Here is a 14,057-nt window from a genome sequence, read left to right on the forward strand (position 1 = left end):
CATGCGTTGAGGCGCGTGGATGGCCGGGACAAGCCCGGCCATGACGGAGAAAGATCACCCAAACCTCCACTCCGCCGTCTCCACCACGAGATCGACGAACGCGCGCACCTTGGCCGAGAGCAGGCGCGAGGTCGGGTAGACGATGTGGATCGGCAGCGCCGGCTGCTCGTATTGCGCCAGCACGATCTTCAGGCGTCCGCGCTTCAGGCCCTCGGCGGCCTGATAGGCCAGCACCCGCGTCACGCCGCCGCCGGCCTCGGCATATTGCAGGGCGGCGTCGGCGCTGTTGCTGATGAAGCGAGGCGACAGCGGCAGCCCGATATCGCTGCCGTCGCGCAGGAAACGCCATTCGGACCAGGGGCCGAACTGGATGGTCTGGTGCGTGGCGAGCGCTTCCGGCGTCTTCGGCTCGCCGTTGCGCTTGAGATAACCTGGCGCGGCCACCACGATCCGCCGCATCTCGCCGACCTGGCGTGCGACTAGCGAGGAATCGGCAAGATGGCCGATCCGCACCGCGGCGTCGACGGCGTCCTCGACCAGGTTGACGAGATGATCGGACAGCCTGAGCTCTGCCGTGACCTCGGGATAACGCTTGAGATAGGCGGTCATGACCGGCCCGACATGCAGGCGGCCGAAGCCGACCGGCGCCGACACGACGAGGCGCCCGCTCGGCCGATGGCGTTCCTCCCGTGCCGAGCCGTCGGCCTCCTCGACATCGGCGAGGATGCGCCGCGCGCGCTCCAGGTAGCGCGTGCCGACGTCGGTCAGCGTCACCTGCCGCGTGGTCCGCTGCAGCAGCCGCGCGCCGAGATGCTCCTCCAGCGCCGCGATCATCCGCGTCACCGCCGACGGCGACAGCCGCAGTTTGCGTGCGGCCGGCGCAAAGCCGCGCAGGTCGGCGACCGTGACGAAGACTTGCATGGCTTCCAGGCGGTCCATGGACATTATTGCATATATCGCAATGATGAAGTGTCAAGCTGCTCAATTGCGTTAGACGCCGAAAGGCCCAGATTAGGCGCGAAAGACGCAGCAATGCGCCGGAGTTTCAGGAGACGTCCCGATGACGGCAATTCATACTTATGCCAGCGACGTGGCCTTTTCGCCGGCGGTGAAGACGATCCAGGCGCGCAAGGGCTCGCGCGAGGCCTATGCGCGCAGCGAGCAGCGCGGCTGGCGCACCGAGGTCGACGACAATCTCGCCGCGTTCCTGGCCGACGCCAACAGCTTCTATTTCGCCACGGCCTCAGCCGACGGCCAGCCTTATATCCAGCACCGCGGCGGCCCGAAGGGCTTTCTCAAGGTGCTGGACAAGCAGACGCTCGCCTTCGCCGACTACGCCGGCAACCAGCAGTTCATCACGCAAGGAAATCTCTCGGAGAATCCCAAGGCCTACATCTTCGTGATGGACTACGCCCATCGTCGCCGTGTGAAGATCTGGGGCGAGGCGCGCGTGGTCGAGGACGACGAAGCGCTGACCACGTCACTGATGCCGAAAGACTACCGCGCCCGGCCGGAGCAGGTGATCCTGTTCAAGATCGCAGCCTGGGACACCAACTGCCCGCAGCACATCCCGCAGAAGTTTGATGCAGCCGATGTCGCGGCCGCGCTGGCGGCAAGGGATCAGCGGATCGCGGAATTGGAGGCGGAAGTTGCGGCGCTGAAGGGGGAGAAGCCTGCGGCGGAATAAAGGCCCTGAGCGCACGCTCGGTGCACCCTCGCCCCTTGTGGGAGAGGGTGGCTTCGATGCGAAGCATCGAAGCCGGGTGAGGGGTTTCTATCCTCACGAACGGTCCTACGAGTGTCCGGCGCTTCGCGCCACCTTCTCCCACAAGGGGGAAGGGAAGCGGAGCTCGCGGCGGCGCTACAGCGCGATACCACTAAATCACGCTCTCGCCTTCGTGCTGGAAGCCGAGATAGCTTGCCGCGACCCGCTCGTTTGCCGCGATGTCGCTGGCCTTGCCGCTGAGCACGAACTCGCCGAGCTCCATGACATAAGCCTGATCCGCGATCTTCAGCGCGGCCTGTGCGTTCTGCTCGACCAGCAGCACGGAGACGCCGGCGGCGCGGAGCTCGGTGACGATGCGGAAGATGTCGGCGACGATGATCGGCGCAAGGCCAAGGCTCGGCTCGTCCAGCATCAGGAGCTTCGGCTCGCCCATCAGCGCGCGGCCCATCGCGAGCATCTGCTGCTCGCCGCCGGAGAGCGTACCGGCGAGCTGCTTGCGCCGCTCCTTCAGCCGCGGAAACAGCGCATAGACCCGCTCCATCGAGGCTTTGGCCTTGCTGCGCTCGATCCGGAACGCGCCCAGCTCGAGATTGTCCTCGACATTCATGGTCACGAACAATTCGCGATGCTCGGGAACAAGACCGAGGCCCATCGCGACACGGTCCTCGATGTCGAGCCGGGCGAGATCCTGCCCGGCAAAGGCGACGCGGCCCTTCAGGGGCAGGATGCCCATGATGGCCGAAAGCAGCGTGGTCTTGCCGGCGCCGTTGGCGCCGACGATGGTCACGATCTCGTTGGCGCCGACCTCGAGCGAGACCGAACGCACCGCCTCGACCTTGCCATAGGCGACATGCGCGTCGGTGACGGACAACAGCGTGCTCATGCCGCCACTCCGAGATAGGCCTTGATCACTTCGGGATTGGTCTTGATCGTCGCCGGCGTGCCTTCCGCAATCTTGGTGCCGAAATCGAGCACCACGATGCGGTCGGCGAGGTTCATCACGAAGCCCATGTCGTGCTCGACCAAAAGGACGGACATGCCGCCGTCGCGCAGCTCGCGGAGCAGCGCGGCGAGCCGTTGCTTTTCCATGTGGCGCAGGCCGGCTGCCGGCTCGTCGAGCAGCAGTAGCATCGGATCGACGCAGAGCGCGCGGGCGATCTCGACGATGCGCTGCTGGCCGAGCGAGAGTGAGCCTGCCAGCTGGTGCATCTGCTCGGTGAGGCCGACGCGCTCGATCTGGCGGGCGGCCTCGGCGAGCAGCTTGGCTTCATCTGCGCGGTCGAGCCGCAGCATCGAGGAGATCGGGCCGGAATGGCCGCGCAAATGTGCGCCGATCGCGACGTTCTCCAGCACGGTCATGTCGGGGACGAGCTTGACGTGCTGGAAGGTCCTGCTGATGCCGAGCTTGACGATCTCCTGCGGCGGCGCGTTGTCGACCTTCTTGCCGAGCACGGAGATCGAGCCGGAGGTCGCCGACAGCACCCCGGTGATCAGGTTGAAGGTCGTGCTCTTGCCGGCGCCGTTCGGGCCGATCAGCGCGACGATCTCGCGGGCCTGGACGTCGAATGACACGTTGTTGACGGCGACCACGCCGCCGAATTGCTTTCGCGCCTTCTCGACCTGAAGCAGGACGCCGGTCTCGGCGGGCGCGCGGGCGCGATGCTCCAGCTTCAGCGAGGTGTCCGGCTTCCTGCCGTCGGTGCGCTCGGGGAAGAACGACATCAGCCAGGGCCAGAGGCCGCCGGGCGCAAGCTGCAGCAGCGCCACCAGCATGATGCCGAACACGATGGTCTCGACCTGGCCGGAGCCGGGCAGGATCAGCGGCAGATAGCTTTGCAGCACCTCTTTCAGGATCACGACGATTGCCGCGCCCAGCACGCCGCCCCAGACATAGCCGGCGCCGCCGACCACCGCGATGAAGAGATATTCGATGCCCATATGCGCACCGAACGGCGTCGGGTTCACCGCGCGCTGGAAATGCGCATAAAGCCAGCCTGAAAGACCGGCGAGCACCGCGGCATGGATGAACACGAGCAGCTTGGCGCTGGGCGTGTGCACGCCGAAGGCCTCCGCTGCGACATGGCCGCGCCGGAGCGCACGAATGGCGCGGCCGGTGCGGGAATCCAGGAGATTCGTGGTCAACAGGGCCGAGAGGATCACCGCGATCCAGATCGCGTAGTAGATCGAGCCGGCCGAGAGCATCTTGAACGTTCCGATCGACAGCGGCGGGATCGCCGAGATGCCGTCGTTGCGTCCCAAAAACTCCAGCTTGCTGAATAGGTAGAACAGCCCGAGCCCCCAGGCGATCGTGCCGAGCGGAAGATAATGGCCGGAGAGGCGCACGGTGATCAGCCCGAGCAGCACCGCGAGCGAGCCGCTGACCAGGAGCGACAGCGGCAGCGTCAGCCAGGGCGACAGGCCATAGGCCGTCGTCAGCACGGCGGTGGTGTAGGCGCCGAAGCCGACGAAGGCGGCCTGGCCGAACGAGGTGAGGCCGCCGACGCCGGTCAGCAGCACGAGGCCCATCGCGACCAGCGCGGCAAGGCCGATATTGTCGAGCAGCACGATCCAGAACGGGGGCACGCCCGGGATGAACGGGATCGCCGCCATGACGAGTGCGAAGACGAGGATGGGAAGCCGGCTCTGCATCGGGCTCAGTCCTTCTCTTCCTCGACCGCGGGCGCGGCGAGCGAGCGCAGCAGCAGCACGGGGATCAGCAGCATGAAGACGATCACCTCCTTGTAGTTGGAGGCATAGAAGGACGAGAACGCCTCGACGATGCCGACCACCAGCGCCGCGACGGCGGTGAGGGGATAGCTGACGAGGCCGCCGATGATCGCGGCGACGAAGCCCTTCAGCCCGATCAGGAAGCCGGAGTCATAATAGAGCGTCGTGATCGGCACGATCAGGATGCCGGAGAGGGCGCCGATCACCGAGGCCAGCAGGAAGGCGATCTGGCCCGACAGCGTGGTGCGGATGCCGGCAAGCCGCGCCCCGAGCCGGTTGACCGCAGTCGCGCGCAGCGCCTTGCCGTAGAGCGTCAGGCCGAAGAACAGCCAGAGCGCGACGATGAAGGCGATGGTGATGGCATAGACAGTGATGCTCTGGCCGGTGAAACGCAGCGCGCCGGCCGTGAAGGCGCCGGACAGCACGGCAGGCCCGCGCTGGCCTTCGGCGCCGAAGAACAACAGGCCGAGGCCCTGCAGCGCGAGATGGACGCCGACCGAGGCGATCAGCAGCACCAGCACCGAGGTGTGCGCCAGCGGCTGGAAGGCGATGCGGTAGAGATAAAGGCCGATCATCGCCACGATCACCAGCGACAGCGCGATGCAGACCGCGACCGGCGGCTTCTGCGCGGCGAGGGACAGGGTCAGCGCCAGCACGATCGCTGGCAGCACGACGTTGGCGATGAAGCTGCGGACGACCAGCCGCCCGTGCAGCGCCTTGCGCGCCACGAACAGGTCGAAGGCGAAGGCGCCGATGCCGAGCGCCAGCGCCAGCTTTGCCGTGCCCGGCATCTGGCCGGCGGCCAGCGAGGCATAGGTCAGCGCGCCGTAGGTGACGAACTCGCCCTGGGGAATGAGGATGACGCGGGTGACGGCGAACACCAGCACCAGCGCCAGGCCGAGCAGCGCATAGATCGCGCCATTGGTGATGCCGTCCTGCACCAGGAACAGCATGATGGTGGTATTCAAGACCGGACGCTCCCCCTAATCCGGACCGGTCCCCTCGATTGCGGTGGACGGTCCGCTCACAGCCATTGAAAAACGCAGGCGATATTTGGTATGGTCCATAACAATTATCAATTATAACTTCAAGGGTGGGAACGACCCGTCCCGGAATTTAGCGGGATTACGAGCACGAGGCGATGACCGTTTCCAAAACCTCTGAAAAGTCCTCCGAAAAGCCGACCGACGCGGCCAAGGGCCGCAAGGACGCAAGCGAGCCGCAGGCGGAGGCCCTCCAGCTCGGCGAGCTTTCCGAGCAGCTGGGCTATGTCCTGAAACGTGCACAGCTCAAGGTGTTCGAGAATTTTCTGCGCTGCATGGCCTCGCTCCAGCTGACGCCGGCGCAGTTCTCGGTGCTGCTGCTGGTCGAGAAGAACCCCGGCCGTAACCAGACCGAGATCGCCTCCACGCTCGGCATCCTCAGGCCGAACTTCGTGGCCATGCTCGACAATTTGGAGAGCCGCGACCTCTGCGCGCGGATCCGCTCCACCAACGACCGCCGCTCGCACATCCTGGTCTTGACCGACAAGGGCAAGGCCGTGCTGGCGCGCGCCAAGAAGCTCGTCGCCACCAAGCATGAGGCCCGGCTGAACGATCTGCTCGGCCAGGCCAACCGCGAAGCCCTGATCGGGATGCTCGCGAAGATCGCCAACGAGTTTTGAGCGAGTTCGTCATTCCGGGGCGATGCGAAAGCATCGAACCCGGAATCTCGAGATTCCGGGTTCACGCTTGCGCGTGCCCCGGAATGACGGAAAAGGCAGGCGCCTCAATCCACCAAGATCACCCTGATGTCGTTCACGTTGGTCAGCGTCGGGCCCGGCTGCAGCAGGTCGCCCGTGGCTTCGAAGAACGTGGTCGCGTCGTTGTTGTCGAGATAGGCCTGCGGCTCGAGCCCCAGCGTCTTCATCTTCGCGAACGTCGCCGCATCGATCAGCGCGCCGGCGGGATCGGTCGGGTGGCCGGCGCCGCCATCGGCGCCGTCGGTGTCGCCGGCCAGCGCCGCGATGCCGGAAGTGTCCTTCAAGAGCGCGGCCAGCGCCAGCGCGTATTCCTGGTTCGGCCCGCCGCGCCCGTTGCCGCGCACGGTGACCGTGAGCTCGCCGCCGGACAGGATCGCGACGCGCTTGGCCTGGCTGCGTGCCTGTAGCGCCAGCCTGGCGTGATCGGCGGCGACTTCGCGCGCTTCGCCTTCGAGATCGGCGCCGAGATCGATGGTCTCGTAACCGGCCTCACGCGCGAGCTTCACCGCGGCGTCGAGCGACTGCTTGGGCCGCGCGATCAGCTCGAACGATGCGCGCGCAAAGGCGGCGTCATCCGGCTTGCAGCTCTCGTTGTTGGGATCGTCGAGCGCGCGGCGCACCGCATCGTCGATGTCGAGCCTGTATTTCGCCACGATCGCGCGCGCATCGGCCAGCGTGGTCGGATCGGGCACCGTGGGGCCGGAGGCGATCGCGGACGGATCGTCATGCGGCACGTCCGAGATCGCGAGCGTCACGATCTCCGCGGCGTTGCTGCCGGCGCGGGCAAGGCGGCCGCCCTTGATCCGCGACAGGTGCTTGCGCACGACGTTCATCTCGCCGATCGGCGCGCCCGAGCGCAGCAGCGCCTTGTTGACCGCCTGCTTCTGCGCGAAGCTGATGCCGTCCACCGGTGCGATCCAGTTGGCCGAGCCGCCGCCGGTGAGCAGCACCAGCAGCAGATCGTCCGGCCCCGCCTCGCCCGCGAGTGCGAGTGTGTCGGCCGCGCCCTTCAGGCCGGCTTCGTCAGGCACGGGATGACCGGCCTCGACCACGCGAATGCGGCGCGTCGGCACGCCGTAGCCGTGGCGCGTGGTGGCGATGCCGAGGAGGCGTTCCGGCGCCAATCCCAGCGCGTCGAGATAATGCCGCTCCGCGGCCGCGGCCATCGCGCCGGCGCCCTTGCCGGCCGCGAGGCAGATCACGCGCCCCCTGGGCGCAGGCCGCAGGTGGGGGGCCAGCACCACGTCGGGATGGGCGGCAGCGACGGCGGCATCGTAGAGCGCGCGGAGCAGGGGACGTCGGTCGGTCATGGACAATGGCCTTGCGCAGACTGGACTGGCGGCGAGGAGATCGCCGCCATCTGCCTAGCGCATCGTGTGCCAAAGCGTAAGCGCCCTCGCCGTCATTCGATTGTGCAATCGCGTGATCATGATTGCCGCACAAGCAAAAGCCCCCCTACACCATCGGCGCAGGGGGCTGGTTATTGCCGGACCTTGCGACTAGCCGCCGGCGTCGGCGCTGATCACCTCGCCGAACAGGTCCCACTTGTCGCCCTTGAACTTCATCAGCTGCAGCGAGCTGATCGGCGCGAAGTCGTTCGGCCCGGTATTGATCTTGATGCCGGGCAGCAGCACTTCGGTGCGGAAGTCCTTCAGGCTCGCCGCCTGCTTCATGACGTTCTCGCGCGTGAGATTGTCGCCGCACTTCTTCAGCACCTCGACCAGCGTCTGCGCCACGCCGTAGCCGACGATGGTGCCGCCGTCGAGCTTGTCGCCCTCGGGGAAGTACTTCGTCATGAAGTCGAGGAACGCCTTCATGCCGGGATCGTCCTTCCACTGCGGATCGGAGACGTCCTTCAGATAGGCGGCCGAGATGATGTCCTGCGAATTCTCGAAGCCGGCGGGCTTGATCACGCTGCCGACCGAGGCCGAGACGTTGTTGAGGAAGTGGGTCGGCTTCCAGCCGATCTCGGAGATCTTCTTGATCGCCTGTGCCGCGAATTTCGGCGTGGTGATGTTGATGAAGACGTCGGCGCCGGTGGCTTTCAGCTTGACGATGTGATTGTCGATGGTCGGCTCCGAGGTCTCGTAGCTTTCCTCCAGCACGATCATGCTTGCGGCCTTGGCCCCCAAGCCGTCCTTCAGGCCCTTCAGATAATCCTTGCCGTAATCGTCGTTCTGGAAGAGCACGCCGATCTTGGCGTTCGGCATCGCCTTGAGGATGTATTTCGCGTAGATCTGCGTCTCGCTCTGGTAGTTGGGCTGCCAGCCCATGGTCCACGGGAAGTTCTGCGGATCGTTCCACTTGGTGGCGCCGGTGGCGACGAACAGCTGCGGCACCTTCTTCGAGTTCATGTATTTCTGGATCGCGGAGTTCGGCGGCGTGCCGAGCGAGTTGAAGACGAGCAGCACCTCGTCGCTCTCGACCAGCTTGCGCGCCTGCTCCACCGTCTTCGGCGGCGAGTAGGCGTCGTCGTAGGAGACGAAATTGATCTTGCGGCCGTTAATGCCGCCCTCTTCGTTGATCTTCTTGAAATAGGCGGCTTCGGTGCGACCGATGATGCCGTAGGCGGAGGCCGGTCCGCTGTAGGGCATGATGTTGCCGATCTTGATCTCGGTGTCGGTCGCACCGGTATCGTATTTCTTCTGGGCCGTTGCGGTTGAGGCCGAGGCCGCGATGAGCGCGATCGCCAATGATGCGGCCGCAAGCTTGCCGGTGACAGCAGGCATTCCAATCTCCCTGTTTTTTCTTTGTGTGTGCGTCCCTTTTCTTGTCTCGTTTTTCTTCGCGACGCGGCCGCAATTCAATACGATTTGCCTGAACGCTTCAAGGAAAAGCCCCTGCGGCATGGCCGCAGGGGCTGCGTCTTTAGTCGATTTGGCTACATCTTGAGCAACTGGTTAATGGTCAGCCGCCGACGTCGCCGCTCAAGACGTCGCCAAATCGCTCCCAATGCTCGCCCTTGAAGCGGATCAGTTGCAGCTGCGACAGCGGGGCGAAGTCGGTGGCCGAGGTGTTGACCTTGATGCCCGGCAACAGGCCCGCCGGCTCGAAGTCCTTGATGTTGGCGGCCTGCTTCATGATGTTTTCGCGGGTCAGATTGTCGCCGCAGGCCTTGAGCACGTGAACGAGGCCTTGGGCGACGATGTAGCCGTACATCACCGAGGCATCGGCGCGGTTGGCTTCCGGATAGTACTTATCCAGAAATTCGTTCCAGGCGATCATCGCCTTGTCGTTTTTCCACTGCGCGTCGGTGGGATCCATGAAGTACTGCGACGAGATGATGTCCTGCGCGTTCTCGAAGCCGGCCGGCTTGATTACGCTGCCGATCGAGGCCGAGACGTTGTTGAGGAAGTGCAGCGGCTTCCAGCCGATCTCGGCGTTCTTCTTGATCGCCTGTGCCGCGAATTTCGGCGTCGTGATGTTGAAGAACACGTCGGCGTTGGTCGACTTCATCTTGACGATGTGGGAGTCTATGGTCGGCTCGGAGACTTCGTAGCTGTCCTCGATGACGATCATCGAGGCGGCCTTGGCGCCGAGCCCGTCCTTGAACCCCTTCAGATAGTCCTTGCCGTAATCGTCGTTCTGGTAGAGCACGGCGATCTTGGCGTTCGGATGGTTCTTCAGGATGTACTTGGCGTAGATGATCGACTCGATCTGGTAGTTGGGTTGCCAGCCCATCGTCCACGGGAAGGTCTGCGGATCGTTCCACTTCGTGGCGCCGGTGGCGACGAACAGCTGCGGAACCTTCTTCTGGTTCATGTACTTCTGGATCGCCGAGTTCGGCGGGGTACCGAGCGAGTTGAAGATCAGCAGCACCTCGTCGCTCTCGACCAGCTTGCGCGCCTGCTCCACGGTCTTCGGCGGGGAATAGGCGTCGTCATAGGTGATGAAGTTGATCTTGCGGCCGTTGATGCCGCCTTCTGCGTTGATCTTGCGGAAATAGGCCTCTTCGGTCTTGCCGATCACGCCGTAGGCGGACGCGGGACCGCTATAGGGCATGATGTTGCCGATCTTGACCTCCGTGTCGGATGCGCCGGTGTCGTATTTCTTTTGGGCGGACGCTGCCGTCGAAAGGATGGTAGCCAGCACGAGGGCAGCCGAGAGGGCCCCCAATCGCACATGCATTGCAGGCATTTTGATCTCCCTGGACAGGATTGAATGTGTCGTTTGTTCTTGTTGGGAGCGATCGTTGCGCGTCGCTCCGTCGCGCATTCAATACCTATCCACGGCCGTCAGCAAGAAGAACGCCTGCGCGGGCCTCGCGCGGGCGGCGATCTCGTCGAAGGCGGTGCTGAATATTCCGGCGCGTGAGATTCTTTTTGCGGGGCAAACTCACCGCTTGAGTTGCTTTACGAGAAAGCGGCTATCTTGAATTGCGTCGCTCAGTGGCTCATCTCGCTCGAGATGATGTCACCGAACGGCTCCCATTTCCTGCCCTTGAAGCGCATCATCTGCAGTTGCTCGATCGGGGCGAAATCGTCGGGCGCGGTGTTGATCTTGATGCCTGGCAGCAGCGTGTCGGGTGCGAAGTCCTTCAGGCTGGCGGCCTGCTTCATGACGTTCTCGCGGGTGAGATCGTCGCCGCACATCTGCAGCACCTTCACGATGGTCTGTGCGGCGGCATAGCCGTACACGACGCCGGCATCGAGCTTGTTGGCCTTGGGCTCGTATTGCGCGAGGAAGCTGTAGAACTTCTTCATGCCGTCGTCGGCATTCCACTGCGGGTCGGAGCCGTCCTTGGTGTAGGTCGCCGACAGGATGCCTTGCGAGACTTCAATGCCCGCCGGCTCCAATACGCCGCTGACCGAAGCCGAGACGTTGGAGATGATGTGCATCGGATGCCAGTTGATCTCCGCGGCTTTCTTGATTCCTTGCGCGGCGAATTTCTGGTTTGTGAGGCTGATGAAGATATCGGCGCCGGCCGCCTTCAGCTTCACGACTCGCTCGTCGATTGCGGGCTCGGAAGTGTCGTAGGCTTCCTCCCGCACGATCATCGAAGCCTTGGCGCCGAGGCCCTCCTTCAACCCGTTTAGATAGTCCTTGCCGAAATCGTCGTTCTGGTAGAGCACGCCGATCTTTCCGTTTGGCTTCTCCTTCATGATGTATTTGGCATAGATGCGGGCCTCGCTGACGTAGCTCGGCTGCCAGCCCATGGTCCAGGGATATTGCTTGGGGTCGTTCCATTTCGAGGCGCCGCTCGCCACGAACAATTGCGGCACCTTCTTCTCGTTCATGTACTTGCGGATGGCGCTGTTGGTGGAGGTGCCGAGCGAGCCGAAGATCAGCAGCACGTTGTCGCTCTCGACCAGCTTGCGCGCCTGTTCCACCGTCTTCGGCGGCGAATAGCCGTCGTCATAGGAGATGAATCTGATCTTGCGGCCGTTGATGCCGCCCTCGGCATTGATCTTGTTGAAGTAGGCTTCCTCGGTCCTGCCGATCGCGGCATAGCCGGAGGCCGGACCGCTGTAGGGCATGATGTTACCGATCTTGATCTCGGTATCGGAGGCGCCGCTGTCGTATTTCTTCTGCGCCAGGGCCTCGCCGCTCATTGCAGTGCACAAGGCAAGCGCGGCCCAGAGCGGCGCAACCTGGGAACGAACGGCGGCCATTGCTCTCCTACTCCGGGATGGATCGATCGCATTGAACAAGATTGGCGCCTGTCGTCAACAAAAAGCCCCCGCGACTGTCCGCGGGGGCTCCTCGTCCTCGCTCATCGCGACGCGTCACTCGGAGGCGACGTCACCGCTGATGATCTCGCCGAACAGTTCCCACTTCTCGCCCTTGAAGCGCATCATCTGCAGCTGCGCGATCGGAGCGAAGTCGGTGGCGCTGGTGTTGATCTTGACGCCGGGCAGCAGCGTATCCGGAGCAAAGTCCTTCAATGAGGCGGCTTGCTTCATGATGTTGGCGCGGGTGAGATCGTCACCGCACATCTCCAGCACCTTGGCCAGCGTCGAGGCGGCGCCATAGCCGTAGACCATGCTGGTGTCCGACTTGTCGGCACCCGGCATGTACTTGTCGACGAACTCGTTCCACTTCTTCATGCCGGGGTCGTTGGCCCATTGCGGATCCGTGGAGTCCTTGGCGTAGGCGGCCGACAGCACGCCCTGCGCGTTCTCGAAGCCGGCCGGCTTCATCACGCTGCCGACCGAGATCGACACGTTGGTGAGGATCTGGAGCGGCTTCCAGTTGAGCTCGGCGGTCTTCTTGATGGTCTGGGCCGCGAACTTCGGCGTGGTGTAGATCAGCAGCACGTCGGGATTGGCGGCCTTGATCTTGACGATATGGCCGTCGATCGACGGCTCGGAGACCTCGTAGCTCTCCTCCATGACGATCATGGAGGAGGCCTTGGCGCCGAGGCCGTCCTTGGTGCCCTTGAGGTAATCTTTGCCGAAATCGTCGTTCTGGTAGAGGATCGCGATCTTGGCGTCCGGCTTCTCCTTCATCAGCCATTTCGCGTAGATCTGCGCTTCGCTCTGGTAGGAGGGCTGCCAGCCCATGGTCCAGGGGAAGTTCTTCGGGTCGTTCCACTTGGTGGCGCCGGTGGCGACGAAGAGCTGCGGGATCTTCTTGGAGTTGAGATACTTCTGGATCGCACTGTTCGAGGGCGTGCCGAGCGGGTTGAAAACGACCAGCACCTCGTCGCTCTCGACCAGCTTGCGAACCTGCTCGACAGCCTTCGGCGGCGAATAGCCGTCGTCATAGGTGACGAAGTTGATCTTGCGGCCGTTGATGCCGCCCTTGTCGTTGATCATCTTGAAATAGGCTTCTTCGGTCTTGCCGATGATGCCATAGGCCGACGCCGGACCGCTGTACGGCATGATGTTGCCGATCTTGATCTCGGTATCGGACGCGCCGGTGTCGTATTTCTTTTGGGCGAGTGCAGCGCCGGAGGTGAGAGTGATGGCCGCCGTTGCCGTGACCAGCGCGGCGGCTCGCAGTGTTCTTCCAAAATACAATTCGATCTCCTTGGTTAATTCAACGGGGCTTCAGTTCTTCCTGAGCTTGCCGACGAGTTGCTGGCCCAGGATCGCGACCTGCCTTGCGCCATGCGGCACGAGGTAGATGACGAGGAACAGCAGCACGCCGAACACCGCGCCGGAGAGGCCCTTGGAAATGCTCTCCGCCATGTTCGGCACGAAGATGATGAAGGCCGCGCCGACGAACGAGCCGGGCAGCCAGCCGACGCCGCCGACCACCATGCCGAGGAACAGCGAGATCGCGAGCGTGATGGTGTAGCTGTCGGGCGCGACGAACTGCACCGCGATGGCGCCGAGCGAGCCGGCAACGCCGGTGATGCCGGCGGACACGCCGAAGGCCAGCGTCTTGTACAGCGCGACGTTGACGCCCATGGAGGAGGCCGCGATCTCGTTGTCGCGGATCGCCATGAAGGCGCGGCCCGAGCGGGAGCGCAACAGGTTCACCGAGAAGATGTAGATCGCGACCGTCACGGCGAGCGTGAAGTAGTACAGCCACATGTCCTGCGACATCGGCAGGCCGAACGGTGCGTCCGGCTTGGTGACGACGAGGCCCTGCACGCCGCCGGTCCAGTGCTCAAGGAAGTTCAGCTTGAGCAGCTGCGGCATCGCGGTCGCGAGCGCAAAGGTCGCGAGCGCGAGATAGATGCCCGACAGCCGCAGCGCCGGCTTGCCGAACAGGTAGCCGAATCCGAAGCAGATCACGGCGGAGATCGGAATGGTCAGCGCGTAGTTGACGTTGGCATGCTCCATCAACACCGCCGAGGTATAGGCGCCGACGGCGTAGAACGCGCTCTGGCCGAGCGAGAACTGGCCGCTTCCGCCGGTCAGGATGTTCAGCGCCAGCACCGCGAGCCCGTAGATCAGGAGCATCGTCATCTGG

13 protein-coding genes are annotated in these 14,057 nt (G+C 63.9%); 3 read left to right on the top strand and 10 right to left on the bottom strand.

What is annotated here, in order from left to right:
- Positions 1-54: 54 nt before the first annotated feature.
- Entirely contained in the window at positions 55-939 is an 885-nt protein-coding gene (locus P0R31_RS38030) for a LysR family transcriptional regulator (protein ID WP_275520235.1), read from the bottom strand.
- A 121-nt stretch (positions 940-1,060) separates the two neighbouring features.
- Here P0R31_RS38030 and P0R31_RS38035 point away from each other — a divergent pair, with 121 nt between their 5' ends.
- Entirely contained in the window at positions 1,061-1,687 is a 627-nt protein-coding gene (locus P0R31_RS38035; RefSeq protein WP_275520213.1) for a pyridoxamine 5'-phosphate oxidase family protein, read from the top strand.
- Positions 1,688-1,877: 190 nt separating this feature from the next.
- On the opposite strand, the gene P0R31_RS38040 is transcribed toward P0R31_RS38035, so the two are convergent.
- The 3 genes from P0R31_RS38040 to P0R31_RS38050 are packed head-to-tail and all read right to left on the bottom strand — an operon-like array spanning position 1,878 to position 5,421.
- A complete protein-coding gene (locus P0R31_RS38040) occupies positions 1,878-2,609 on the bottom strand; it encodes an ABC transporter ATP-binding protein (protein WP_275520215.1) in 732 nt (243 codons plus the stop codon).
- Positions 2,606-4,375, bottom strand: a complete 1,770-nt coding sequence (locus P0R31_RS38045) for a branched-chain amino acid ABC transporter ATP-binding protein/permease (protein ID WP_275520217.1) — start codon at positions 4,373-4,375, stop codon at positions 2,606-2,608. The genes P0R31_RS38040 and P0R31_RS38045 overlap by 4 nt, the downstream gene beginning before the upstream one ends.
- 5 nt (positions 4,376-4,380) lie before the next feature.
- A complete protein-coding gene (locus tag P0R31_RS38050; RefSeq protein ID WP_036036742.1) occupies positions 4,381-5,421 on the bottom strand; it encodes a branched-chain amino acid ABC transporter permease in 1,041 nt (346 codons plus the stop codon).
- A 173-nt stretch (positions 5,422-5,594) separates the two neighbouring features.
- Here P0R31_RS38050 and P0R31_RS38055 point away from each other — a divergent pair, with 173 nt between their 5' ends.
- Complete coding sequence (locus P0R31_RS38055; RefSeq protein WP_275520218.1) at positions 5,595-6,116, top strand: MarR family winged helix-turn-helix transcriptional regulator; 522 nt, start codon at positions 5,595-5,597, stop codon at positions 6,114-6,116.
- Between the two features lie 104 nt (positions 6,117-6,220).
- Here P0R31_RS38055 and P0R31_RS38060 read toward each other — a convergent pair whose 3' ends face one another.
- The 3 genes from P0R31_RS38060 to P0R31_RS38070 all read right to left on the bottom strand — a co-directional run bounded on the left by P0R31_RS38060 (position 6,221) and on the right by P0R31_RS38070 (position 10,331).
- Positions 6,221-7,504: a glycerate kinase type-2 family protein gene (locus P0R31_RS38060; RefSeq protein ID WP_275520220.1), complete on the bottom strand. Its 1,284-nt coding sequence runs from the start codon at positions 7,502-7,504 to the stop codon at positions 6,221-6,223.
- Between the two features lie 189 nt (positions 7,505-7,693).
- Positions 7,694-8,923: an ABC transporter substrate-binding protein gene (locus tag P0R31_RS38065; RefSeq protein ID WP_275520223.1), complete on the bottom strand. Its 1,230-nt coding sequence runs from the start codon at positions 8,921-8,923 to the stop codon at positions 7,694-7,696.
- A gap of 178 nt (positions 8,924-9,101) precedes the next feature.
- Positions 9,102-10,331: an ABC transporter substrate-binding protein gene (locus tag P0R31_RS38070; RefSeq protein ID WP_275520225.1), complete on the bottom strand. Its 1,230-nt coding sequence runs from the start codon at positions 10,329-10,331 to the stop codon at positions 9,102-9,104.
- Between the two features lie 55 nt (positions 10,332-10,386).
- Here P0R31_RS38070 and P0R31_RS38075 point away from each other — a divergent pair, with 55 nt between their 5' ends.
- Positions 10,387-10,569, top strand: coding sequence for a hypothetical protein (locus P0R31_RS38075; protein WP_275520227.1), 183 nt, complete (start codon positions 10,387-10,389; stop codon positions 10,567-10,569).
- Positions 10,570-10,579: 10 nt separating this feature from the next.
- Here the strand turns inward: P0R31_RS38075 and P0R31_RS38080 are convergent, their stop codons facing one another.
- The 3 genes from P0R31_RS38080 to P0R31_RS38090 all read right to left on the bottom strand — a co-directional run.
- Positions 10,580-11,806 carry an ABC transporter substrate-binding protein gene (locus tag P0R31_RS38080; protein ID WP_275520229.1) on the bottom strand — a complete coding sequence of 409 codons (1,227 nt, stop codon included), beginning with the start codon at positions 11,804-11,806 and terminating at the stop codon, positions 10,580-10,582.
- Between the two features lie 114 nt (positions 11,807-11,920).
- Positions 11,921-13,156 carry an ABC transporter substrate-binding protein gene (locus P0R31_RS38085; protein ID WP_275520231.1) on the bottom strand — a complete coding sequence of 412 codons (1,236 nt, stop codon included), beginning with the start codon at positions 13,154-13,156 and terminating at the stop codon, positions 11,921-11,923.
- A gap of 30 nt (positions 13,157-13,186) precedes the next feature.
- A partial coding sequence (locus tag P0R31_RS38090) for a branched-chain amino acid ABC transporter permease (protein ID WP_275520233.1) occupies positions 13,187-14,057 on the bottom strand: 871 nt, incomplete at its 5' end.

This window comes from Bradyrhizobium yuanmingense (assembly GCF_029167105.1).
Taxonomy (GTDB): domain Bacteria; phylum Pseudomonadota; class Alphaproteobacteria; order Rhizobiales; family Xanthobacteraceae; genus Bradyrhizobium; species Bradyrhizobium yuanmingense_A.